Annotated in this window: 15 protein-coding genes; 4 read left to right on the top strand and 11 right to left on the bottom strand. The window is 57.9% G+C overall.

The window, feature by feature from the left end; translation table 11 throughout:
• Positions 1-17: 17 nt before the first annotated feature.
• From GC1_RS13910 to GC1_RS13885, 5 genes are all read right to left on the bottom strand, one after another.
• Entirely contained in the window at positions 18-1310 is a 1293-nt protein-coding gene (locus GC1_RS13910; RefSeq protein ID WP_019294685.1) for an O-acetylhomoserine aminocarboxypropyltransferase/cysteine synthase family protein, read from the bottom strand.
• 737 nt (positions 1311-2047) lie between these two features.
• Positions 2048-2956 (bottom strand): glycoside hydrolase family 26 protein, encoded by a 909-nt coding sequence (locus GC1_RS13900; protein ID WP_019294683.1) that lies wholly within the window; start codon positions 2954-2956, stop codon positions 2048-2050.
• Between the two features lie 3 nt (positions 2957-2959).
• On the bottom strand, positions 2960-4786 hold the full coding sequence (locus tag GC1_RS13895; protein ID WP_019294682.1) for a glycosyltransferase: 1827 nt from the start codon (positions 4784-4786) through the stop codon (positions 2960-2962).
• Positions 4764-5783 (bottom strand): UDP-glucose 4-epimerase GalE, encoded by a 1020-nt coding sequence (galE, locus tag GC1_RS13890; RefSeq protein ID WP_019294681.1) that lies wholly within the window; start codon positions 5781-5783, stop codon positions 4764-4766. Before galE ends, GC1_RS13895 begins: the two co-directional genes overlap by 23 nt.
• Complete coding sequence (locus GC1_RS13885) at positions 5783-6817, bottom strand: UDP-glucuronic acid decarboxylase family protein (protein ID WP_152610551.1); 1035 nt, start codon at positions 6815-6817, stop codon at positions 5783-5785. Before GC1_RS13885 ends, galE begins: the two co-directional genes overlap by 1 nt.
• 788 nt (positions 6818-7605) lie before the next feature.
• On the opposite strand from GC1_RS13885, the gene GC1_RS22485 reads away from it, so the two are divergent.
• Complete coding sequence (locus tag GC1_RS22485; RefSeq protein ID WP_152610550.1) at positions 7606-7854, top strand: hypothetical protein; 249 nt, start codon at positions 7606-7608, stop codon at positions 7852-7854.
• Positions 7855-8250: 396 nt separating this feature from the next.
• Here GC1_RS22485 and GC1_RS13880 read toward each other — a convergent pair whose 3' ends face one another.
• The 6 genes from GC1_RS13880 to GC1_RS21960 form a co-directional block, all read right to left on the bottom strand.
• Positions 8251-8703 (bottom strand): response regulator, encoded by a 453-nt coding sequence (locus GC1_RS13880; protein ID WP_019294679.1) that lies wholly within the window; start codon positions 8701-8703, stop codon positions 8251-8253.
• Positions 8693-10975, bottom strand: coding sequence for a sensor histidine kinase (locus GC1_RS21965; protein WP_019294678.1), 2283 nt, complete (start codon positions 10973-10975; stop codon positions 8693-8695). The genes GC1_RS13880 and GC1_RS21965 overlap by 11 nt, the downstream gene beginning before the upstream one ends.
• A 410-nt stretch (positions 10976-11385) precedes the next feature.
• Positions 11386-12771: a methyltransferase domain-containing protein gene (locus GC1_RS13870; RefSeq protein WP_082020162.1), complete on the bottom strand. Its 1386-nt coding sequence runs from the start codon at positions 12769-12771 to the stop codon at positions 11386-11388.
• 149 nt (positions 12772-12920) lie between these two features.
• The gene (locus GC1_RS13865; RefSeq protein WP_019294677.1) at positions 12921-16220 is read right to left on the bottom strand and encodes a glycosyltransferase family 4 protein; all 3300 of its coding nucleotides are present in this window, start codon (positions 16218-16220) and stop codon (positions 12921-12923) included.
• 49 nt (positions 16221-16269) lie between these two features.
• Positions 16270-18102, bottom strand: a complete 1833-nt coding sequence (locus GC1_RS13860; protein ID WP_019294676.1) for a DUF4422 domain-containing protein — start codon at positions 18100-18102, stop codon at positions 16270-16272.
• The gene (locus GC1_RS21960; protein WP_193748120.1) at positions 18102-19286 is read right to left on the bottom strand and encodes an NAD-dependent epimerase/dehydratase family protein; all 1185 of its coding nucleotides are present in this window, start codon (positions 19284-19286) and stop codon (positions 18102-18104) included. The genes GC1_RS13860 and GC1_RS21960 overlap by 1 nt, the downstream gene beginning before the upstream one ends.
• Here GC1_RS21960 and GC1_RS13850 point away from each other — a divergent pair.
• From GC1_RS13850 to GC1_RS13840, 3 genes are all read left to right on the top strand, one after another.
• The gene (locus GC1_RS13850; RefSeq protein WP_019294674.1) at positions 19242-21845 is read left to right on the top strand and encodes a glycosyltransferase; all 2604 of its coding nucleotides are present in this window, start codon (positions 19242-19244) and stop codon (positions 21843-21845) included. The genes GC1_RS21960 and GC1_RS13850 overlap by 45 nt on opposite strands.
• 93 nt (positions 21846-21938) lie before the next feature.
• Positions 21939-23096, top strand: coding sequence for an NAD-dependent epimerase/dehydratase family protein (locus GC1_RS13845; protein ID WP_019294673.1), 1158 nt, complete (start codon positions 21939-21941; stop codon positions 23094-23096).
• Between the two features lie 223 nt (positions 23097-23319).
• Positions 23320-24324, top strand: a complete 1005-nt coding sequence (locus GC1_RS13840) for a hypothetical protein (protein WP_019294672.1) — start codon at positions 23320-23322, stop codon at positions 24322-24324.
• Positions 24325-24441: the final 117 nt, after the last annotated feature.

Raw genomic sequence — 24441 nt, 5'->3', positions numbered from 1 at the left:
TCCTGATAAAGCGAACCTTAGCCGCAGGCCTTGGCCAGTGCCTGGTCCAGATCGCGGATCAGGTCGCCGGCATCCTCAATCCCAATCGACACCCGCACCACATTGGGGCTGGCGCCTGCCGCCTCCTGCTGTTCCGGCGTCAGCTGGCGGTGCGTGGTGGATGCGGAGTGGATGATCAGCGAGCGGGTATCGCCGAGGTTGGCCACATGGCTGAATATCTCCAGCGAATCCACCAGCTTAATGCAGGCCTCATAACCGCCCTTGACCGCAAAGGTGAATAGACCGCCGGTGCCCTTGGGATAGCAGGCTTGCGCACGCTCGTAATAGGGGGAGGACGGCAGGCCGGCATAGGTCACGTAATCAATCCGGTCGTCGTTCTCGAGCCATTCCGCAACCGTGCGGGCGTTCTCGCAGTGGCGCTGCATCCGCAAGGACAGGGTCTCAATCCCCATCAGGGTATAATGCGCCGCCTGCGGGTTCATCGTCATGCCGAGATCACGCAGACCGATCGCAATACCGTGGAAGGTATAGGCCAGCGGCCCGAAGGTCTCGTGGAACTTGAGGCCATGGTAGGCCGGTTCCGGCTCGGACAGAGACGGGAACTTGTCATTTCCGGACCAGTCGAACTTGCCGCTGTCGATCACGCAGCCGCCGGTCACGGTGCCGTTGCCGGTCAGGTACTTGGTTGTCGAATGCACGACCAGCGTGGCCCCTTGGGCAATCGGGTTGCACAGGTAAGGCGTGGCAGAGGTGTTGTCGACGATCAGTGGGATGCCGGCGCCATCGGTGATGTCGGCCAGCGAGCGGATGTCGGTCACATAGCCGCCAGGGTTGGCAATGGATTCGCAGAACACCGCGCGGGTATTTTCGTCGATCGCCGCCTTCACCGCGTCCAGATCGTCGGTGTCGACGAATTTCGCAGACCAGCCGAAGCGTTTGATGGTCTGGCTGAACTGGGTGACGGTGCCGCCATAAAGCCGGGTCGAGGCCACCACGTTGCAGCCCGGCCCCATCAGCGGGAACAGTGCCATGATCTGTGCCGCGTGGCCGGAGGAGCAGCAGACCGCGCCGACGCCGCCTTCCAGCGTTGCCAGGCGTTCCTGCAGCACCGCAACGGTCGGGTTGGTCAGGCGGGAGTAGATAAAACCGACTTCCTGCAGGTTGAACAGCGCGGCGGCGTGTTCGGCATCGCGGAAGACGTAGGCCGTGCTTTGATAAATCGGCGTCTGCCGCGCGCCGGTGGCAGGGTCCGGCTTGGCGCCGGCATGGATTTGCAAGGTGTCAAAACCATAGGACGGGGCGTCGGTCATCAGTATGTCTCCCTGAAAGGTCTTCTGTCGCGCGCACCACAGCATGGCTGCGCGCAGAAGGCAATCGCGTGAATGCCGCAGAGGAAGGCTTCTGCAATGCCGCACAAATGGGCCTCCGGCAAATGCCGGACGCTGCAATTCCAGGAGAACTGCTGGATATTCAATTCAGGCGCAGCCAGCCCTGCGGTTCAGGCTGCGCTCCGGATTTGGATCGTTTGGAAGGAGAGGGCCGGACCTACTTGCGGTAGCAGCGGGACTTTTGCCCAAAGCCGCTGGGGGAGCAGACGTATGTCCCCTTGGCCAACACAGTTTCTCCAGCTAGGGATTTGCTGTCCTGCGCACTGGCGCTGCCCAGGCTGAACAGACAGGCCAGAAGCGCGCCGCCTGCAATCTTGATTGAATAAGAAAAAACCGGCACAAGCCGGAGCATCGCACGTACTGCGTACATAAACTGCACCTCGTCCTCATAGGCCCCAGGCAGCTCATTTATGCCTAAACGGCATGCGGCAGCCAAACAGCCAATTCACGCGCTGCACGATCTGCACAGCACGTTTTTCTTAGGCGCAATTCTATTTTTTTTCAACGCAGCTGTGCGGAAACCCGCTCAAAAGGCCTGACCCTGTACGGCCTTGCACAGGTGGAAAGGCTCTGAAATCAAATGGTTCGTTGCCTTGCCTGCCGATGCTGGCCGGGCGTTGCTTGAACTGTGGAGGGACAGCACCAAGCCGGAAAACGGGTCAGTTTCCTGCGGTCTCGACTCGGATACGGTGTTCCACCCGCCAATCCGGGAGACCGAACCCATTGGGCCAGGGGTAGACTTCCTGCTGGTTGAAATAGACGATGCCGGTGAGGGCGGGGTAGGCGCTCTTGTCTTGCCGGACGGTCTGTTCCCAGCGGGCAACGTATGCTTCATCGCCGGAATAGCCTAGTTCGGCCACCATGACGGGCTTGCCGTACTCCTTCACCCGCTCGTAGCGGGGGGCGAAGATTTCATCAAAGCTCATCTCGCCGCCTTTGTAGATCTGCTCCCAAGGCTGCAAGCCGAAAACGGAAAGCCCAATGATATCCACGTAGTCGTCGCCGGGATAATACTTATTCAGGTTTTCATATCCCAGCGGTGACCACATCACACGAATTTCCGGTGCTTTGTTGCGGCAGACGTCTATCATCCGTTTGAACGCATACACATAGGTTTCCGGCTGCCACTGCGCCCAGATGAACTGGCCGCTGTTGTCGTCCATCTCTTGCGCCCAGCGGACGGTAACCTTGCTCTCAAACCGGTTCAGCACTTCGCAGATAGCGGCCATATTGCCGTCGTAGGTACCGTCCCGGATGCCGCGGATCAGCCGCGCTGGCGTGTTGCGGGCATCGCGCGTCCAGGTCCAGGGTTCAATCGTGACCAAGACCTCGCGGTTGCGTTCCTTGGCGTATTTGTCAGCCTCGGTCAGCGACTCCAGAAACAAGTCCTCCCACGGCAGGAAGAGATGTTCGACCTGAACATTCTGTTCATCTGAAAAGTCGCCATTCGGATCATAGACGCCGAAAGGCAGCTCACCGGGAGGTGGCGGGAAGGAAGGAAGGGCGGTTCCGAACAGGGCCGCTGATACAGCGACGGTGACTAGGATATGCCGGCTAGAACGGGACATTGTCTACTCCATCTTCTGCTGGAACAGGGCATTCCCCGGCCATTCCAGGTTTATTTGGTAGGTCACAGTACCCGGCGGGCCGAGACCCGCGCCGGACACAATGTATTTGGGGGTGTAGGGAGAGAACACACCGCTGCCGTGAGACAGTGCATAGAGGCTGTGCGCGCCCTGGCTGCCGAGCGCAGCAGCAATGACTGCGGCGAGTGCCATGCAGGCTGTCGCCTGAAAGGCTGAGGCAAGCGGCCATCTGAAGGGCGACAGCCTGTTTTCCCGCAAGTGCTGGACAGTAATTACGGTGAATAGCACGGTATAAACGGTGGCGTTAATCAGGCTCAGCACCACGAATCCCGCGGCCTGTTGCAGGTCTTGCACAAACAGCGGCGGCAGCGCTGCCCCCAATGCCAGCAACAGGTAAGGCAGAAGGACTCGCAAGGGCACCGGCGGCGCCTCTCCGCCGCCTTTTGGCGTTACACGGAAGTCGACAAACCCGCCCCTCAGCCTGTCCGCAATGGCCATTCCGCAGCCAAGCAGAACCCAGGGCCACTGCGCACAGGGAAACAATGCGCGCTCCCAACTGAGAACCTTGGCGTCATACGGTCTGAGAGTATCGCGCGCGCGCATGAGGTAGACGAACAAGATCACCGCAACGGTTGAAGGAAGCGCGTGCAGAACGAAACCAAGGAAGGTCACCCCGGCAAACCGGATATCCAGCAGCAGGGCTGCAATCGGAAACAGGTACATCAGCGCCATGAACAGGGCGAAAAGCGGGTACCACAGCTGGCACAGCAGGAACTGGAACCGCAGCCGCGGCGGCAGCCCCTTCAGATAGCGCGGGGTGTAGCTCAGCAGCAGCGTTGTCAGGCTGCGCGACCATTGGAATTCCTGAGTTGCTAGATCAGCCATGCAGGCCGGGCCGGCGCCATGCGCGATGGCATCTGCTGCATGGGTGCCGCGCCAGCCTGCGGAGTTCATGAGCATCGTGGTGGAATGGTCCTCAGCAAGTTCGGGCCCCAAGCCGCCTGCTTGCTTCAGGGCGCGGGTGCGCACTGCGTAATGCGAGCCGATGCACATAGGTGCCCAGCCGGCGCTATAGCCTAGCTGGATGCCGCCATGAAACGGTGCCTCGGCAAAAAGCCGCATCCGTGCTGCCCAGCTTCTGTCCGCATTGCTGCAGCAAATGGAGGGGGCGCTGACATAGCCGGTGGCCGGGTCGTCAAACCCTTGCAGAATGGCTTCAAGATACCCGGGTTGCGGCACATGGTCGGCATCAAGCTGGGATACGATATCATAGGCTTCATAGCCGTATTGGTCATAGAAATAGGCCAGGTTGCCTTCCTTGCAGCGGGTTCTGCGCGGCCATTCCTTGCGGTGGTACTCAGAAAGGCCCTTGCGGGTTGAGATCCTGACACCATGCGCCGCACACCAGGCGCGGGTTGCGTCATCAGGATCCTCATCAGCCAGCCAGGTATCGTGCGGCGTCGTTTGCGCCAGCATGGCCGTTAGGGTCTCCTTCAGAACGGACAAAGGCTCGGCTGGGGTTTTGGTGGTTATCATGGCCACCCGCATCGGTCCTTGCAGCGACGGCCGCAGGCGGCGGCGGGTGCCATTCAGGAAAAACAGCATGAAATAGGCAAGCAGGAAGTAGAGCCAGAAAATAGCTGCTGAAACAATGATATATCGCCCGGTGCCTATATTGTGCCCGGGCTGCAGCCACCAGTGCCAGAAATAGCCGGCAGCCAAAATCCACAGACCAAACACAGCAGCAACTGCCCAGTCAAAGCCGGGCTTGGGGGAGGGCGATGTCCGGTTATTCCGCTGCATGGCGCCCATGGCGATCCTCTCTTGCGGCGGCCAATCCGAAGGATGGCGCCGCATCCCTGATGATCTGGTCCAGCTTGGAGCGTTCGGTGCGGAAGCCCAGCGTCTGCTGTGCCAGGCGCGGGTCCGCGGTCAGCGAGGGAGGATCTCCGGCGCGGCGCGGTGCCAGGTCATGCGGCACCGTTTTGCCGGTGACGCAGCGGATTGTCTCCAGCACTTCAAAGATCGTATGCCCGGTGCCGCTGCCCAGATTCAGAGCGGTGCTGGCACCGCCTTCTGCCAGATAGTCCGCTGCCAGCACATGGCCGCGCGCCAAGTCGCTGACATGGATGTAGTCCCTCTCGCAGCTGCCGTCGCGGGTGGGGTAATCCGTGCCGAAGACTTGCAGCGGTCCGCGCCGGCCGGAAGCCGCCTGCAGCGCCAGCGGCAGCAGATGGGTTTCGGGATCGTGACGCTCGCTCAGATCGCCCTCCGGGTCGGCTCCGGCTGCATTGAAATAGCGTAGCGCCGCAAACCGCAACTCATGCGCGGCAGAGCAATCACGCAGCATTTCCTCGCACATCAGCTTGCTGCGGCCATAGGGGTTGATCGGTGCCTGCGGCGTATCCTCACGTATAGGGCCGCCTTCGGGGCTGCCATAGGTCGCACAGCTGGAAGAGAACACGACTTTGTCCACTCCTGTATCCAGGCACGCATTGATCAGGGAGATCATCCCTCCGGCATTGTTGTCGTAGTAAAAGGCCGGGCGCGCCATAGACTCCCCGACATAGGCCGAAGCGGCAAAGTGCATGACCGCCTTGATGCCGTGATTTTTGATGGCGTCCTTCAGTGCTGCAGCGTTGCGCACATCTGCATGCACCAGCGGACCCCATTTGACCGCATCTGCATGTCCGGTGGTCAAGTTATCGACCGTGACCGGCAGGTAGCCCGCCTGGTGCAAAGCTTTGCAAGCGTGGCTGCCAATGAACCCGGCGCCGCCGGTCACAAGTATGGCAAACCGGCGGGGCATCAGCGGACCGCCGCGGACATCTGGTCCGGCTCAGCCATCTCAGCCTGGAAATGGCGGATGGTCCTGCGCAACCCGTCTTCAAGCCGCACTTTCGGGCGCCAGCCCAATTTGGTTCTGGCCGCGCTGATGTCGGGCTTGCGCTGCTGCGGATCGTCCTGAGGCAATTCGCGGAAAACCACTTGCGATCCGGTTCCGGTCAGCCTGCAGACTTTTTTGGCCAGTTCCAGCACCGTAAACTCACCAGGGTTGCCGAGATTGACGGGTGCCGGGCTGGGATCATTGAGTTCCATCAGCGCTTCAATTGCATCGAGCAGGTCATCTGCATAACAGAAGGAGCGCGTCTGAGCACCGCTGCCGTAAACAGTGAGATCCTCGCCCCGAAGCGCCTGATTAATGAAGTTGGACACCACGCGGCCATCCTGCGGGTCCATGAAAGGGCCGTAGGTGTTGAAGATGCGGGCAATCGAGATTTGCACGCCGTAGCGATGGTGATAGTCGTAAAACAGCGTCTCGGCAGCGCGCTTGCCCTCGTCGTAGCAGGCACGCGGCCCGAAGGTATTGACGCAGCCCCGGTATCCTTCCGGCTGCGGGCTGATTTCAGGGTCGCCATAAACCTCGGAGGTGGACGCCTGGAACACCTTGGCCCCCTTTTCACGAGCAAGTTCAAGCGCGTTCATTGCACCCATCACGCTGGTTTTGAAGGTGTGGATGGGATCAAGCTGGTATTTCGGCGGAGAGGCCGGACACGCCAGGTTGAAGATCTGATGCACCGGACCTTTGAGCTGGTAAGGCGCCACGACGTCATGTTCGACAAAGCGGAACCGGCGGTGTGACATCAACGGTGTGATGTTGCGCATTCGCCCGGTCTGCAGGTTGTCCAGACAAACCACTTGATGGCCCTGTTCCAGTTTGCGGGCGCAGAGCTGAGATCCCAGGAATCCAGCGCCCCCGGTTACCAGAACCGTCTTGCGCATCGGCACCAACGGTTCAGCCTTGGCGTGAATTACACGCTTGTTATCGTTTCGCAGCGTCATGTACCCAACCCCCATCCGGTACAGCACCACAATATAATTGTCGGGACACGTGTCCCCTGAAAAACCGCCGTGCGCGACGGCGTTTCTTGCTTCAGCTGGCTATTATTTAATGTTATTAACCAGCGCCCCCGGACAAACTAAATTGCGTTGCATCTTTCAATACACTGCCGGCCTCGCAGAAAGACGATAGCTGCAAGACGCCCGCCATCAAGCACCGGGTGCGCCTCTAGTACTTAATCGTGTGGCATTACCACTTTTGGTCAGGGGTCGTCCCAGCGCTTTTATCCATCAAAGGGAGCTGCGAAACTAATCCTCAGCTTTTGATGGAGTGAACCGCGGAATGTTATGCCGCGATGTCTGCCGGTGATGCCAAGAGAGTTGAACTGCGTTCTCTTTGCCATTTTGTTCTGCAAATCGAGTAATGGAGGCATGGCTTATCAGGCGCAGAACGCGTTTTGAATTTCTGCATTGGCAATCCCGAAAGTGTCCTTGTTTGCCCTCATCTGCTTACTCTAAGAAGCGTTCCGGCCGCCCCTGGAAGGGCTGCTTCCTCTCTCCTGTCTCGCCGCTCTTGCCAAAGGTTTGATCCCGGATTTTTCCTGAAAAGAGAAGCCTTGATTTGACTTGCCGGAAAAACACACCAACTGGACTGGAAAGAATATTCAAGCGATCTGTTTCCCCTTGCAGGACGTTAAAAAGTCAAATGCACCCGAGCGGATGAAGTGAATAGTGCTGAAATGCAGAAATGGTGGAAATCTAATTTTTCCTGGAGACAAAAGGGGTCGAAGATGAAGTTGGTAAGTGTTTTTGCATTCGCTTTGGCGAGTTCCATTCTGGCCGGATGCGAAGAGTTTGAAGGAGAACAAGCGCCTGAAGTTACGCCGCCGGAATACTATCCGTGCCGCGAATTGCCTCAGGCCATAGCTCAGGCTGACGCAGTTGTCCGCAATCCGGATAGGCTAAGCGCGAATGAGCAAAACTATTGGTTCGATCGCAAAGACCGCTTGGTCAAACGTGCTTGGGAATGCAAGTCTTAACCTTCCGCCAGCGCGGTGAACACCGCCTTTGGGCACCAGAATTGGCTACCCAGCGGAAGTGTCTGAAAACCAGCGCCAGCAGTGAACCTGCTGGCGCCATGTGTTGAACCAGTTGCAATAGCGACATTCCGTGCCGGCCGGCTTCCGGAGCTTGCTCCGCTGAACCGGCGGGTTCGCAGCGGGGCTGCCGCTTGTGCAAAGAGCGGAGGGCAGGGGCCAATGTGCCGCTACCACAAACTCTGTCTGTCTGCATGGCTGTTGCGGTGCAAGAGGCAGGCGCTGTTTGGATGTCCTCGGGCGGTATCCATGCCAGAGCCGGGTGTGGTGACACCCCGCAAAACCGGCAGTGGACTTGGGCTGCGGTAAAGGCCTGTGGAGGCAAGGCGCGTCATGCCCCTAGTGCGGAGTCGGCAGCTGCACTGTAATCCAATAGTCTCCCAGCAGATTGAGCAGGTTTGAGAAATCGTGGCCGGCAGTTTCCTTGATGATGTAGCCTGCCACGTTCTGCTGATAGGCGCGGTCTACATCGCGGGGTTCGCGGGAGGTCGTCAGCATAAAGCAAATCATGTGGCGCAGGGCCTGCCTGGACCGTATCGCCTCAACCAGTTCATGCCCGTTCATCCGCGGCATGTTGATGTCGATAAGCATGATTACGGGGCCGTTGACAGACACCTCCGGATGCCGTTGCTCAAGAATTTCCAGGGCTTCCTCACCGTCGTGTGCGCGGGTGATCTGGTTCGAAAGCCGCGCCTTGGCAAAGGCCCGCCGTACGGCCATTGCTTCAAAGTCGTCGTCCTCCACTAGAAGAATGTTGACCGGCTGCATCTGTTCCGGCGGATTAAGCTGCATTTTGTTCTCCGCTTTCTGGTTTCCTGGGCCATGTGAAAATGAATTGGGTTCCGCCGTTATCACCATCGGATACGATGCGAATGTCATGTCCCAGCACATGCAAATGCTTGCGCACGAGGGATAGTCCCATGCCGCTGCCTTCGACCTTGTCCCGTGGGGCCAGTGTCTTGAATAAGCCAAAGACGGTTTCATGATGGCGTTTGGGGATCCCTGGACCGTTGTCGGTCACGGTGAACTCCAGGAGGTCCCCTTTGTCCGCGAGACTGACATGAACCTCTCCATGCTCCTTGTCGTTATGCTTGATCGCATTGGTGATCAGATTGAGCAGAACGATTTGCAGCGGGAAGCGGGAAAAAACTGATTGCTTGAAGCTGTCGTCGAATGTGAATGAAAAATCATCGGGCGGCGCTGCCAGAAGCTCCAGATCTTCGGCAAAACTGCTGCCGTCAACCATGTCTTCCGCCGGAGCATGAGTTTCGTTGCCGATCCGGGAATGTTCTAGCAGGTCATCAAGCAGGCGCGACATGCGCCCGATCCTGGACTTCATGAAGGAGATGTGTTCGCGGGTTCCTTCCGTCAGCTTGTCCGCCAGGTCCTCCTCCAGCCAGGCCGCGGCGTGGGAAATCGCCCTCAAAGGTGCCTTCAGGTCATGGGAAGCCACATAGGCAAACTCCACCAGATCTTTGTTCGACCTGTTCAACTGTTCAATCAAATGTTCCGCTTGGAGCAGCATTTTCCGGCGTTCGGTGATGTCACGTACTACCAGCGCAAAACTTGGGGAGGCCTGCTCCGGAATAGGGGACAGGGTCAGCTCCAGCCAAGTGCGGCCGCCCTCCTGGACCGGGCCTTCGCATTCATGCATCCGGCCCAGAACCGGGCAGTCCTTCTCGTGCGGGTAGTCCGATAGGCCATGCTGAAAGCGCTCCCATTCGCCCGGTGCCAGAAACTGCGCAAAGTCATTACCTGCGGCATCAGCTTCGGACACTTGGAACATGATTTGCATGGCCGAATTAATGCGCAGAATCTTGCCTTGGCGGTCGAGAATGGCAAGCCCGTCTCCAACCCCATTGAACAGCATCAGCGCACTGGATTCCTGTTGCCGAAGCTTGGTGATCAGCTTTTCAAAGCTTCGGGCAAGATCGCCGACCTCGTCTTGTAGATGGGTTGGAAGATCAGGCAACCGCCCCTGATTGGATGCCCTGATAATTTCAGAGCTCATTTCAACCATTGGCGTCATTTCCCTTTCGACCCGTTTCCTGGAGAAACGGGCGGACCAGCCAACAAAAACCAGGCCCAGGGCGATAAGGGCAAGTGTGCTGTCCGGCAGGAAACGGGCAAAGAAATCCTGCTGCTTGATCAGGGTGAAGCTGACGGCATGACCGGAGTTGCTGAGGCTGTCGAGCCGCGTCGTTACAAACAATCTTCCGCCGCTGGTTGTCCGTACCGGCGCGTCTGCGGCTGAGGTCGCCGCCTGCCAGACACTGTCCGGCAGGCCGGCGCTGCCAGCCAGGGAAAAGACGCCTTCCTGATCACCTGCGTCCCAAGCGTAACTGCCGCCCTTTGTGTTATGCAGCACAAAATCTGCCTTGAGCGGCAGATTTCTGAAGGTGTTCCTGTTATGCTTCAGCACGTTCACGTTGATAATGATAAAGCCGAACATCTCTCCGCTGTCGCGGAAGGCGGGCACAAGGACGCGGTACATCACCGTCCTAGGTTCCGCGATGCGGCCGTTTTCGCGATTGTAGGAGGCTGTTCCTGTCAGCGCCGAACGCGGATTCAATGACAGGGCGTCCTGGAAATAGGATTCCCCAGCCTTTTCCTGCAGCCCGTCCTCTGGAACGCGCAGCACTTCGCTGCCCTGTCTGTTGAGGCGCAGGATTTCCCGGCCATTGTCATCAATGCCAACCAGGCGGATTTGCTCATAGGCAGGGCGGAGTTCAAAAAAGGCGCTGAAAATTTTGGCCAGCCGGGCAAGCGCCTCCTCCCGCTTTTCACTGCTAGCCGGGTCACCGCCGCCGTTCCTGGTCAGCTGAGCGACCGCCGGCATGCTGGCGAGAATGACTGCATCCGAAACCACTTGGCCGTTGGCATCTTCGGTGGCGCGCGCGATCAGCGCAGCGGTATCCATGACCTCGTCGAGGGTTCTTTGCCGTTCCAGGTATCTGGAGGTCAGGCCGCTTGCGAGGGTAAGCAGAACAACGGCCGTGATCGAAATCGCAGCGGAAAGACCGGCGACCCGGCCTCTGAGCGAGGAAGCGGAACTTTTGAACATTTGCGGCCCTCAAGGCGATTGCACTCGCTGTGATTGCGATAGCAAGCGGTTGCTCTACGCAGAGTGGGGCCGGAAAGTGAATGAATGGATAACGTTTTGTTATCCTTCGTGAAATCTCCATTAAAACAGCATTCGCCTGCTTCTGCCCCCGTCAGGGCATAGGCAGCCAACGCTGCCTCACGTGCGGCCCGAAGGACCTGCCCGGTGGAGCAGCGCCGATGGTCAGTTGAGGGCCAGAACTGACAAAAGCAGCCAAATACTCCGGTCTCGCTGAGAACACTTAACGCCGTATCCAATCCGTCCGGATGGCTCAGTTCAGGGCCCAAACGATCCCGCAGCGGAAAACGTGCAGGTTAAACCGAAAGCTTGGACATTTCCTTTTAGTGACCGGTCCAATGTTCAAGCAACTATCAACCGGTAGGAGGCTTGGGGGCCGCAACGCAGAAGACGAGATTTGTTGTCAACTCGCGTTCTTCGATATCGGGGATCGTCTTGCGGATTCTGCCAAGGATTTCTGGCGTCAGACGCGACAAGGTGGAGGGCGAAGACGGGATCTCCTGCCAGGTTTCGATGTCGAAGTATTTTTCGGTGATTGACCGGATTTCGTCGAGGCGAACCCGGTTCAAATGAGTTCTTACATAGTCGTCCTCTGGGGCGTTAACGGCAAATTCGATATGGTTCCAATCGTAAAGCCGCAGATGCTCAGGATTGTCGGTATCAAGCTGTTCCGGCCACGCCGGGTTTCCGTGATGCCCGTTCCAGCAATAGTAGTTGTGGTGGGTATAAATGAGCTTCGCATCTTTTTTGCAGAGCGTGGCGAGCTCTTTGAACACCTCCTCGAGCTGGATCAGGTGTTCCGTTACATTGTGCAGCGAAATAGCGTGAAACGTGCTGTCAATGTGCAGGTCTTCCAACTTGCCCTGGATAAGATTGATCGCGGGAAGCGAAGCACTGATTTCCCGTGGTGTCACTCCCAGGTTTGCAACACTTCGGGTGCGTTTGTTCCGCGCCTTTGTGCTGTCAAGCTGCATCACAGGATCCAGGCCTGTGTAGGATTTGGCACCGGCAATCAAAAAACCCATGCCATAGCCGCCGAAACCGCAGCCGACATCGAGAACCGCCCCGCCGCGGATATGGGGCTGGATGCGCTTGGGCCAGGTGATGTAATCGAGTTCCACCGATGCGCTGATCAGATGCGGGTCATAGTTTCTCAAGGCTGCCTGCAGATCACCGGCATGCTTGAAATAGGCGATTGCTGCTGCTGTTGTGTCGTCGTTCCAGCGGTTTCCAGGATCCAATTCGGCCAGCGTCGCAGCGGCGGCAAGCAGTTTGCTGTCTGGTCCGTCCTGCCGCGCTTTGAGATAGCCGGAGTTCAGTGTTTCCAGTGCTTGGGCGGCTGCCTTTGTGTTCAGTGCATCGTCAATCTGGGAACGTGTGCTCAAAGCACCAAAGTTTTTTGGGTCCTGCTCAAGAGCTTCGTCCGCCAGTTCTGACGCCAGCTCCAATTCACCACGGATCAAGGCGACCCGGGCCTTCAGCGCTAGTGCGCCAGGGTGCCGGGGGCGGAATTCCAAGAACGCATTCAAGTGAGTTTCAGCCGCAGCTGTGTCCCCGGCTTCCAGTTCGAGGCGGGCCAGATGAAAAGAGGCCACGCTTTTGGGTTTCTGAGCGGCAAGCGGCACCAGTATACGGCGGGCTTCCTCCCACTCCTGGCGCTGCATGGCCCCGATCGCCCGCGGCAGATCCGCTTGCGAGCCGTTTGCAGGTTGTGCGAGGTGAATAGTTCCTGATTGCATTGGCAGTCAGCCTCCTTAGCGTTGAAACCAGCCGGCTATACGGTGAGGGCCGCGCAGGGCCGGGTCTCACTGTGAGCCCTCAAAGTGCATATTGTGCAGACACTTGCTTGATCCTAGCTCAAGCAAGTGTCTGATAGATGTCTCTGCATTCAGCGGGTTTTGCTTCCCATCGCCTTCAGAACCCTGCCTGCGCGCCGCATCAAGGACTCGTTTCTGGCAGGAGGGCGCGTGCCTGTACGGGCGTGTTGAGTGCCGCCCTTGGCAGGAACAAGGACGCTTGGAGCTGCACTGTCCAATTCAATCTGGCCGTTGCGGACCAGGTCACCCGTTTCCAGGATCCGCAGCGAAAGGGGGCCTTTGCTGCTATTTAGAAACGCGGGCAGCACCGGAATGCGGAAGGCGTGCCGCTCCAGTCCTGGCGTGCGGCGGCCCAAGTTAGGATCATGATAGCCTGCTGGACCTGCAAATACGGGTACTGAGCCTTGCAAGACCACAATATGAAGCGTTTCTTCCGGACTGTTCTTGTCCCAAGCCCAGCCTTGCAGCCATTCGTTTTCCTGCCAGCGCCCATCGGCTGGCAGGGGCAGGAATGAACGCACATCCCGCGGATCGCTGGCGGTCTTTTCGTTCCAAACAAGCGGAGATTTCTCTGCAAGCAGCAGTTCGCTGCGGGTCTGCATCGCCAGGCGTTCCAGCTCGGGCCGGTCCGTTTCCTGGGCAAGCCGCAACAGCTCGGTTACGGTTTGCGCTGAGGTATTGCCGGAAACCGGAGCAACCGCAGCTGGCTTAGGCTGTTGTTGCGGCGCGTCCTGCGGGCGGGCAGGGAGATGCTTTGCCGCTTCTTCCAGATGCGGGAGCGAGGCAGCTAGGGCCTTGTTTTCAAGTGCAGCCGTTGCGGAAGCACCCTCGATCTGCAGACTGAATACCTTTTGCAGTGTCTCTTTAGTCAGGACAGGCTTCCGCGAGGAAAGCGCATAGGTGTTGCTGGCAAGTTTGCTAACACGAAGAAACTGATTTCCCGTCCTCGTTTCGCCATCGAACAGGCACCAGTTAAGAGCATAGGCCGTACCGGTTTCCCAGCTTTCGGGGATCCTGAAGCAGTATAGGGTGAGGTGATCCTTCCCGTCCGGGCTCAGATGTTCTTCCACCAGTTCAATCGGCTGATCAGCGTCGCGTGCTATGAGACGGCGGCTGCCAGAGCCCCGTGCGAACAGCCAAAGCGTGTTGGACTCTTCATCAAGGCCGGCTACAAGTTTCCGTTTCAGCGCACCCCGGATTTCTTCCCGGTTCCAGTCAGCCGGTGTCAACCACAGCGGGCTCTCCGCGGGGCGTCCTCCATCGCGAAGGGAATTGCTGCCGACGGACCGGTTGCTGCCGTTGACCATATGCAGAGCGCTCAGCAGAAATTTCCGCTGGGCCAACCCTGACTCATCAAGCAGTGGTTTGGATTTGAGGTAGGCATACACAGTATCGTCTGCCATCGCCTGCGCTTCTTCCAGCGCCTGCGGCCAATCAAGCAGCTCTTCGGGGCAGACCAGAAGATCGTCATTGAACTGCACAGCAGCCCGGGTGACAAACTCGTGCAGGATCCCCCGTTGAACGTCGTAGGGCTCGAATTGACCGACCTTGTCATAGGTGGTGCGCAGCATGGCGAAAACCTCTGGCCCGTAGGCGCGCGGGGACAGCAGCTGCGAGGCCACATCGCTGCCTGCTGGCAGTCCCCGGAGATCTCCTGCGGCACTGAAGAAGCTGGTGAACAGGCTGGCCGGCCGGTGTTTCAGCGCCGTGCGGGCAGCAGCAAGGAAGCCCGGAGCCGGCCTCACAGAGGCTCCATGCGCGATTACGATGGCGTCTGCCCCTGGCAGGTTCGCCAGCGCATGCAGCGTGCTGCCAGCTGCCTGACCGATACAGGAAAGCTCGATTACTTCGTGTCCGGCATCCTGCAGGGTAGTCTTCGCCTTGGCAACGGCACTTTGCAGTTTCGCGTCGTTGTAGGCGAGGGCCACGCTGTCAGGGCGTTCACTCAGCAAGGCTTGTGCCAGGGCTTCCACGTCATCGCCGTTGCGCAACAGCACAGCATAACGGATCGTGTCGACGGGCTGGCCGGGCGCGTCAATTTCAGCTGTAATGGCTGAAATAGCTTGCCGTGCGCCGAGCTGTTCGATCTGTTCACCGAGATAGGCGTGGAAGCCATACCAGACCTGCAGGTTCTCATCATTGGAGAACCCCGGCCTTGCGATACGCTGGCCGTGTTCCAACACCTGTTCCAACCGGTCCGCGAGCGCTGTGGAAATAGGCTCAACCAAGCAACTGGCGTGGTCCCTTTGGTCAATCAGTTCAGCGGTGCCGCCAACATCGGTCGCAATGAATGGAATGTTGCATTCCAGCGTTTCATAGACTGCCATAGTGGAGTTTTCGATCAGCGACGGCATCACTGCGATCATATCGCGCGAACACATGTGGCTGAGCGCTTCAGGCTGGTTCTTATCGGTGATGTAGGAAACCGGGAAATCCCAATCCCGCGCCTTTTCCTCGATATAATCCTGCACCTTCATACCGCCCTGAGTGGCCAGGGCGCCACCCCATTTCCCCATGAACGTCACGCTGGACGGAGAGATCTGGCGCTCGCGCAGAATATCGAGCGCGTTGCACATCAGTTCGACACCTTTGCGCCCTTCCAAGCGGCCAAAAAAGATCAGTTCACGTGATTTTACAACGTCACCCGGCTGGCGCGGCGGGCGCTGATCGGTGACTGGCACCTTGGAAAAATCTACGATGTTGGGCTGCACGAAAACATTGGCATCCGGTATCCGGTAGCCGATTTGCTCCATGAAGGTGATCAGATGGGCGGAGCCCCCAATGACTGCGTCGGCCAGTTCTACACACTTTTGTTCCGCATAGGCGGCAAGAACCAGATCGCGCCGCTCAATCGGCTGCATCTGGTAGTGGCGGTTCCAGATGTGCGGCGAAGAGGTTTTTACCAGGAAAAGCGTATCCTGAAAGGCAAGGCCCAGGCGCTTGGCCATCAGCGCATAGAACATGCCCCCGCGCCATTCCGATGTATGAACCACATCAAACCGTTCCTGATCTCTCAGCCATTGGTAGGCAGCGGCGTACCGGGGCTGCCAGTTCGGAGCACTGCTCCAGGCTGAATCGCTTGGAATATCGAGGTAGTGCAGAGTGACCCCGAAAGCGGCGAAATGCTCTACCCAGTGTTCAGGTGTTTCATCCTGAACCACGGGTCCTTTTAGGAACAGAACATGCACCTCATGCCCATGCGCAGCCAGCCCCTTGGACAGGTGGTAATAGGTAGAGGCAATACCGCCATTACGGACCGGTCCGATGATTTCTTCGGTAACAATGCAAACGCGGAGCTTGTGGTTCGAACTGCTCAGGCCGAGTGACGAAATCGCAGGGAAGCTCTTGGTCTTAAAATTGTCGATCTGCATGAAATCTCCATGTGTTTCGATGCTGTCGTCTGCTGCCTCTGACCGTCCCTCAGAGACGGATGCCCGAACAGGCATGGTAGAGCTTCAGCATTGGAACTTTCAAAAAGGGAATACGTTCTGCGGTTTTGCGGCCAGCGCTCACGAGCAAGGGGGCCAGCCTGCGCTTGCGGCGGCTGCCCTTCCTTGCCAGTCCGCTTACCACCTCGCCATAGAATGGCGTGCGGATCAGCGCCTGCCAGTAGTGCTGCGCTTCGGGGACCGCATGGCCCAGCCAGGGTTTGAAGTCCCGGTCGGCGTAATGAGTGATCCAAGGGCTGCGGCGGGCCGCCATTGCTTGCACATGGTTGTTTCTCGGTACTCGGGCATAGGCCTGCTCCGGCGCGTTGAAGACGTTCCACCGTGCATCAAGAAGGCAAACCTTGTCCTTGAAATACACATTCAGGATGTCCTGATCCCTGAATAGATACCGGCGCTCGCTGGCCATCCGGCGGAGCTTCCCGCCTATCGCTTCGGGGTTCTTCATTGCAGCGAAATCGAACAGCAGAACCCCTGCATTAAAATACCGCCCGATCTCAGCTTCTGTTAGTCCAAGAGTTTCCCGCTGGTACTTGGTCAGATCCGGGACTTCGGGATCGATTGTTCTGGTCGGGCCGGACAAGGTACGCGTCATAATCCAGTCGGGAACAGCAGCGATTTCTGCTGAACCCATATCTGCATCAAACAGTTTGCCGATGTCAGCCCTGACGATGAGGTCCGCATCCAGGTAAAGCAGGCGATTGAGCTCAGGAAACAGAGACGGGAGCAGGAACCTGTTGTAAGTGGCATTGGAAGGTGCGCGTGATGCAGACCGGTAACTGGATTCGAAAATGCCATTGGCATTGATCGGGTGAAAGCTGGTGCCTGGCCGCTCATCCATCATTGCCTGCAAGAGTGACAGGTCGCAATTGTCGATATTCGAATGCAGGAAGAAGAAATTCAGCGGCCGCGACGGGTCTGCATGATCCAGTACCGAGCGCAGCATTGCAGCTGCGTGGGGAAGGTAAGCCCGGTCTGCCGAACAGGCAATATTAACGGCGCTTTGCCCCCGGCAGTCTGCAGATACCAAGAACGGAGACACCGCCGCGCGGCTGAGGTTCAGGACCGACACTTCCTTGATGCGTGCCGACGGGTTTGTCTTGGCTTCGTGGTGGACAAAAACGGTTAGCAGCCGTTCCGACAGGAACCCGGGATATCGAGCCTGGTAAGGGCTGTAGGTGTCACGGTTTACAGGAGCGGCCTCAACTTTGAAAAGAATGTCGAACAGCCAGCTGCAATACCTGTCGAGTACAGGCTTGGCCATGAGGGCCAGATTGCCCAGCCGCACCTCGTAGCCGGAAGCCACGGCATCCAGGCTGGCGGAATATTCCGGGTGGTCGCGCCGGATTATGCGGCACATCTCTTCCCAGTCCTGCGCATTGTGGCCGGACCGGTAGTTTTCTTCTACTGTTTTGCCCATCCGGTGCGGCCGCGGCAGCACGATGTCCCAATTCGCACCTTCCTGCATGATCCACTCTTCGGCCTCACGGCACCAGGCACGCGTGTCGAATTCGTTCGGAAATGTCTCCACCGGACCGGATGAAACGCGGCCCGAAAAATCCAGCAGCCGACGGTAGTGCATAAGTCCGGTCAGGTCATTTCCCGTATGGTTCTTCCAAGCCCAGTAGAGTACGGTTAGTTCGCACCAGGTTTCGTTTTTTTCCGAGATGTTTTTGCCGGTTTCGTCGCCGATCATTCCGGGGATCGGAGACCGGGTCAGCGCCCTGCCTGCCTGAACAGGGAGCACGCAGGTGCTCTGAAGGCGCGGTGCCGGTTTATGATAGGCGACATAAAGGGCCGTTTTCATCAGGTGTCAGCCCCAGCGCTCCGGCGCGCATAATAGGCGTGTGTGCTTCGAATTCCTTCGACCAATGGGGTGAACTCCCCCCCGAGCAGCACCGCAGTATCTTCGCGTGACGCGATGACATCCCGGGGTTCGGTTTTCAGAAGTTCTTCGGCTGGAATTTTCGTGTAGCTCAGCGTCTTGCCGGTTGCAGCCTCAATCGCACTGACAACATCCATCAGCGAAGTTGAAACTCCGGCGCCCAGCGTGTTCACGCGGGACGTTTCTGCGCCGTTTTGAACCCTCAACGCTTGGGTAGCAATGCCACGGCCGACATCCCCGGCATAGATGAAATCGCGCCGCTGCTCGCCGTCGCCGTTAATAAACACATCCGTTTCTTCCAGTGCTGCGCGGGTGAAGGCGTGGATGGCGCTTTTTTTGTTTTCGGAATAGCAGCCATAAACGTTAGTCATCCGGATAACCGAGAATGTGCCGCCGCGCAGCTCGACCAGCTTTTCCAGAATCATTTCTTCAGCTGCCTTTGTGGCGCCGTAGAAATTCTTGGGACAGTACGCAGAGGTGTTGCGGACCTCGAAGGTGCCGTCGAAGAGAGCACCAGCCGTTGAGATCAAGATGAAGTGGTCGCCGGGTTTCACGGCATCCAGAACGAAACCGGCCGGCTGGCTGATATTTGCCTCAATGAAATCAAGGGGTCTGTCCTTGGATTCAGCGACCCGGGTCTCCCCAGCCAGGAACACAAAGATGCGGCCGTTGAACTCTTGCTTGTCCAGATCAGCCAGGAAATCTTTGGCACCTGGCTCCTCATAGCCGCCGCAAAAGGCTGGAACGTCGATTGTTTCATGGCCCGGTGCCGCATTGGACATGTTGTCGATCACAGCGGGGGACAGCCCGGCGAATTCAGGGCCGTTCTGGACAACATCCAGGATGTTGCGGCCCACGAAACCATAGCCGCCAATCAGGATAAATGCAGAGCTGTTCTTCATGAAAAATCCTTTCGTCTGAGGGTTGCGTACCCGCAATCGCTGCGCGATAAAAGGCGAAATTATTGATGGCGTGCTTCTAATACCAGGGGCTGCAGCGGTGCTTCGGTCCTGTGGACGGGCGTTGAAAACAAAAAATCCGTTCAGGGGTGAAGCAGAGTAGTGCCGGGCATCAGTTTTGATTTGTCTGTAATTCTCACGGCGCACGATGAAACGCTGGTCTGCGGGCCAACGATCAGGGCAGCTGATGATGCGATCCGTGCTGCCGAAGCCAAGGGATACTCAGTTGAGCGCCTTGTCGCGCTGGACAATGCGACTGAAGAAACCTGCCAGTGGTTCTCGCAGCCTCAACTTCTGAATTGGCGGAAAATCAGTTTCGAAGAGGGTGACCTGGGAAGGGTGCGCAATGCCGCCGTGCGTTTGGCAAAGGGGCGCAGCATTGCCTTCCTGGATGCTGATGACCTTTTTTCGGAAAACTGGCTCAGCGACGGGATGGACCGCTTGCGCCAAGCTGAGCGGGCAGGGCACCGGGTGATCGTGCACCCTGAACTCAACTGGCTCTTTGACGGGGCGCATTCGGTGTTCTTGAAGCCAGACCAGACAGACCCTTTGTTCTCGCCGTATCACTTCTATTGCATGAATTACTACGACAGCCTGTGCCTTGCTCCGCGCGAGGCACATTTGGAGTTTCAATATTCTGCACGTGATATTCCGGCGGGGCTGTCGTTTCAGGACTGGCAGTTTTCTATCGAAACAATGGCGGGCGGCTGGCTGCACCTGAACGCGCCTGACACAATTATCTTCAAGCGGCGGCGCGACGCGTCTCTGGTTACTCAGAGCCGTGCGCGCAAGGCAGTTGTCCGGCAGCTGGAGCCAATGGCCGTGGACCGGGTTGCAGACCTTGGCGCTTGCGGTCAGGTTGCACTTCCTCCGGAAAGCCCGCACGTGCCCCCAGGTCAGCAGCTTGAGCAGGTTCCGCATTACGGCGCTGCATTTGCAGCGCGGGTGGAACGTGCCCGGGCGCACAAGAGGAGAATTTCTTGGCGCGACCGGCGGGCTTACAAGGTTATACGGGCCAAGTTTGACTACGCTTTCTACCTTGCTTCTTACCCGGACATTGCCGCTCTCGAAAACTTTGACCCGGTAGCGCATTATGTCCGAGCCGGCTGGAAAGAAGGCCGTAATCCGGCTCCTTGGTTTTCCACCAAAGCCTACCTGAAAAGCTATCCGGATGTGGCCCGCAGCGGGATGAACCCGTTTTTGCACTGGCTGGAAAAAGGCGAGCATGAGGGATATGTGCCCCGCCCGGTAACTGCGTTCGGCACAATTGCCGAGATGCTCGGCTGTTCCGCAGGGGATGCATTTAAATTGTGGAGGTCCCGGTACGGCGGGCTCCGCCAGCGGCTGGAGTTTGGAGAGCTGGGTGCACAGGTGGCGCGTGCCGCTCAGCACGAACCCTTGGTTGAGCAAGGGTGGATGCAGGCTCTGCAGATTAAGATTCCGCCGTTCCACACGGATGCAGTATCGGAACGCACGGCGGCGATGTGGCGCTTGAATGGCGCTGCAGGCCACCGGCGCGCGCGCCATGTGATTTGCGTGAACCGTCCGCGTTTCGGTGCTGCACCACGCTTCGAAGGTCATATTGCCCGGGTGCTGGCAGACGGTGATGCGAACGAAGTGCTGGTCATCCTGACGGATCAATCCGGAACCATGCCAGAAGGCAAGCTGCCGCCGGGCGTTCGCGTGGTGGACTTCGCAGCACTGACGTCCGGTCTGGAAAAGGAGGCACGGCTGCGGGTTCTGGTGGAGTTTTTGCGGGCTCTGCATCCGGAATGTGTCTTCAATGTGAATTCCCGGCTTCTGTGGGACGCGATGCCCCCTTTCGGAACCGCGCTTGCGTCTTCAGCTCGCCTGTTTGCCTGCCTGTTCTGCAACGAGCAAACCCCGTATGGATATTGGACGGGGTATCCGCTTCGGCGTGTCTATCCGCATTTCCAGAAACTGGCGGGAATTCTCACGGACAGCCAGTTCCTGGCCAGCGAACTTTGTGAACGCTTTATGCTGCCGCGCCAGTTGGCTGAGCGGGTGCATGTTCTGCCGAGTCCGGCAGACAGCTCGATCCCGGCCGCGCCAGCGCCGCCATCCGGCACGGGCCGGCGTCCCCAGATCTTTTGGGGCGGGCGGATGGATCCGCAAAAGAGAGCCGGGTTGGTATATGAGATTGCCCGCAGCCTGCCGGAAGCGGACTTCCGGATGTGGGGTTCCAGTGTGCTGGAAGGAGGGCCGCCGCTTCCGGATCGCCCTGCCAATGTATGCCTGGAAGGGGAATATGAGCATTTTGCCAGCCTGCCGCTGGGGGAAGCCGACGTGTGGCTCTATACCTCCGCGTGGGATGGGGTGCCAGTGCAACTGCTGGAGGCTGGCATGACGGGCATTCCGCTTGTGGGGGCGGATGCCGGCGGGACACGGGAAGTGCTGCGTCCCGGGCTGTCCCATTGCCTGCCCGCGGATGCGCCTGCTGATCAATGGGCCGCCGTCCTTCGGAAAGTCCTGGCTGATCCCGCGAAGGCGCGCGCAAATGCGCTGCAATTGCGCGACGCTCTGTTACAGGAGCGGACAGAGGCCTCACACGCATTGGCGCTTGCCAAGGCAATATCAACACCGCTGTCAGCTGAGTGCGGGCAGACGTCTGGTGCTGACTTGGAGGAAGACCACGGCAAGGCGGCCGCCCTGCCGGAGAGTTCATTCAGGCAGCTCCAGCAGTAAAAAGTGCTCCAGTTTCAAATGCGCATTTCCGCTTGCGAAAGAAATCTAAGCGGTATTAATCTCCACTCAAAACAATCATAAGGGGAATTTTGGATGAAAGTTCTCATTCTTGGAGGAGACGGGTTCTGCGGTTGGCCGACCAGTCTCTATCTTTCAAACCGTGGGCATGACGTTGTTATCGTTGACAACCTTTCCCGCCGGAAAATCGACGTAGAGCTTGAGGTTGAAAGCCTCACCCCCATCCGGCCGATCGGCGAGCGCTTGCGTGTCTGGAAGGAGCTGACCGGCAAAACGATCCGCTTTGAAAACCTGACGGTGGGGCAGGATTATGAACGGCTGCTCACTCTGATCCGTGAAGAGCGGCCGGATGCCGTAATCCATTTTGCGGAACAGCGGGCTGCGCCTTACTCCATGAAAAGCGCGGCGCACAAACGCTATACAGTCTCAAACAACCTCAATGCGACCAACGATGTTCTGGCGGCTCTGGTCGAGGCTGGTTCGGATGCCCATCTGATCCATCTCGGGACCATGGGGGTCTATGGATATGGCACCGCCGGGATTGAGATCCCAGAGGGTTATTTGAATGTGAAAATCGAAACTCCTTCGGGCGACATCGAACAGGACATCCTGTACCCGCCGAACCCGGGGTCGATTTACCACATGACCAAATGCCAGGATCAGCTCCTGTTCGCCTTCTACAACAAGAATGACGGTGTCAGGGTCACCGACCTGCACCAGGGTATCGTGTGGGGAACGCAAACGCCGGAGACCAAGCTGGACGAACGGCTGATCAACCGTTTCGACTACGACGGAGACTACGGCACGGTTCTGAACCGCTTCATCATGCAAGCGGCGGTCAATTATCCTGTCACTGTGCACGGGACAGGCGGTCAAACGCGCGCCTTCATCCATATCCAGGACACCTGCCGCTGTATTGAACTGGTACTGGAAAGCCCGCCAGAGGATGGTGAACGTGTCCGGATCCTGAACCAGATGACGGAGACACACCGTGTTCGCGACCTGGCTCAAATGCTTCGCACCATGATGGGAGCTGAAATTTCCTATCTCGAAAACCCGCGGAACGAAATGGCCGAGAATGAGCTGAAAGTGAACAACGAAGGCTTCATGTATCTTGGCCTTGAGCCCGTCAGGCTGAAAGAAAACCTGATGGAAGAAGTGCGCGAGATCGCTCAGAAGTACGCTACGCGCTGCGACACATCTAAAATCCCTTGTGTATCGCTTTGGAAGTAAACAGCGGTAAGGAGACACAGCGGCTGACCCCCAAGGGACCCTTCTGGGCCTTTCCGGCAGCTGACTTCTTATAAGCATAGACGGCGGCCGGGCGGATTGCTTCTCCCGGCCGCCTCCTTGCTCGTAACTGCCGCTGTAGGCATCAGACCTAAGCCTCTCCTCGGCTGGCTTGAACTGCTACCGGTTGTTTGTGGCGCGCCAGAACAGAAAAGGGTGATTTGATATGTATTCAGTGATTGCGGCGGGGGTCGTCGGCAGCTCGTTTGTAGAAAAACTTGACCTTCCCAACCTAGTGCTTAGCCAACGCCAGGGCGGCGCACCGGGCATGCTGTCATATATGGAACGGGCAATGCTGGCTGCTCTGACCAGCAAGCTGTACCGCGGTGATGGGGCCATCATCGACGGTGGCAGCTTCTTTGGATCTTCCCTGGTTGCCAGTGCTTCTGGTCTCCAAACCAACCCGGACTTTGCCAGAATGGATTTCTCGGGTTTTCCCGATGCCAGGCCTCTGCATGGTTACGAACTGGGGTTCCTGCCTGCGCCTGCCAGCGACAAGATCGACAAAAACAGGGTCTTCCATGGCACACCCTACGTTCTCGGGGAGAGCTTTGTTCCCATTTTGGAAAAGAACGTAGACCCCTACAGAGACCTGATCTCGCTTCACATCGGTGACTTGAACGAAGAAGTGTGGGAGGGCGCTCCTATCGAGATAGCGTTCATAGATGTCTGCAAAACCATGCGCTTGAACGCCCATGTCTCGAAACAGTTTTACCCCTCGATGATCGGTGGGAACTCTGTATTGATCAATCAGGACTTCTTCTTTGACCGGCTGCCCTGGATCAAGGTCACGATGGGCTACCTCAGGGATTACTACCGCTGGGAGGGCCAGGTCTTCACGTCATCAATTTATACCAGCATCAAGGACGTACCGCAGGAAGTAGCTGACTATGATCCTTTCACCCAAGGCAGCTACGAAGAATGCTTGGCATATCACGACGCTGTTGCCTTCCCGGGTATTGAGCGCAAGTACGAGTATTTCCTGGAGTTGTCGCGCGGCTACCTGATGGCACTGAAGGACCGCAAGAATGACGCTCTGGAACACTTGCGTGCCGTGGCCGATAGATACGAGGATCTGCTGGCGGATGAGCACACCGATCGGGGCAATCAATTCCGCATGGACCGGGCAGTGCGCCAAATCACCAATGGCAATATTTTCAAAGTGTCCTGATTGGTGCTGGAACGCCTGATTTGGTTGTGTAGTTCTTCCTGAAGGAGCCAGTCTTCCAAGCCGGTATCTGGTTAAACTGCCGCTTGGCATGATTTCGGAGCCGCTTGAGATCTTTGC

Origin of the sequence: Leisingera sp. ANG1 (assembly GCF_000203975.2) — a bacterium.
Classification (GTDB): Bacteria; Pseudomonadota; Alphaproteobacteria; order Rhodobacterales; family Rhodobacteraceae; genus Leisingera.
The sequence above is the reverse complement of the archived record's forward strand: the minus strand, read 5'-3'. Positions and strand labels throughout refer to the sequence as shown.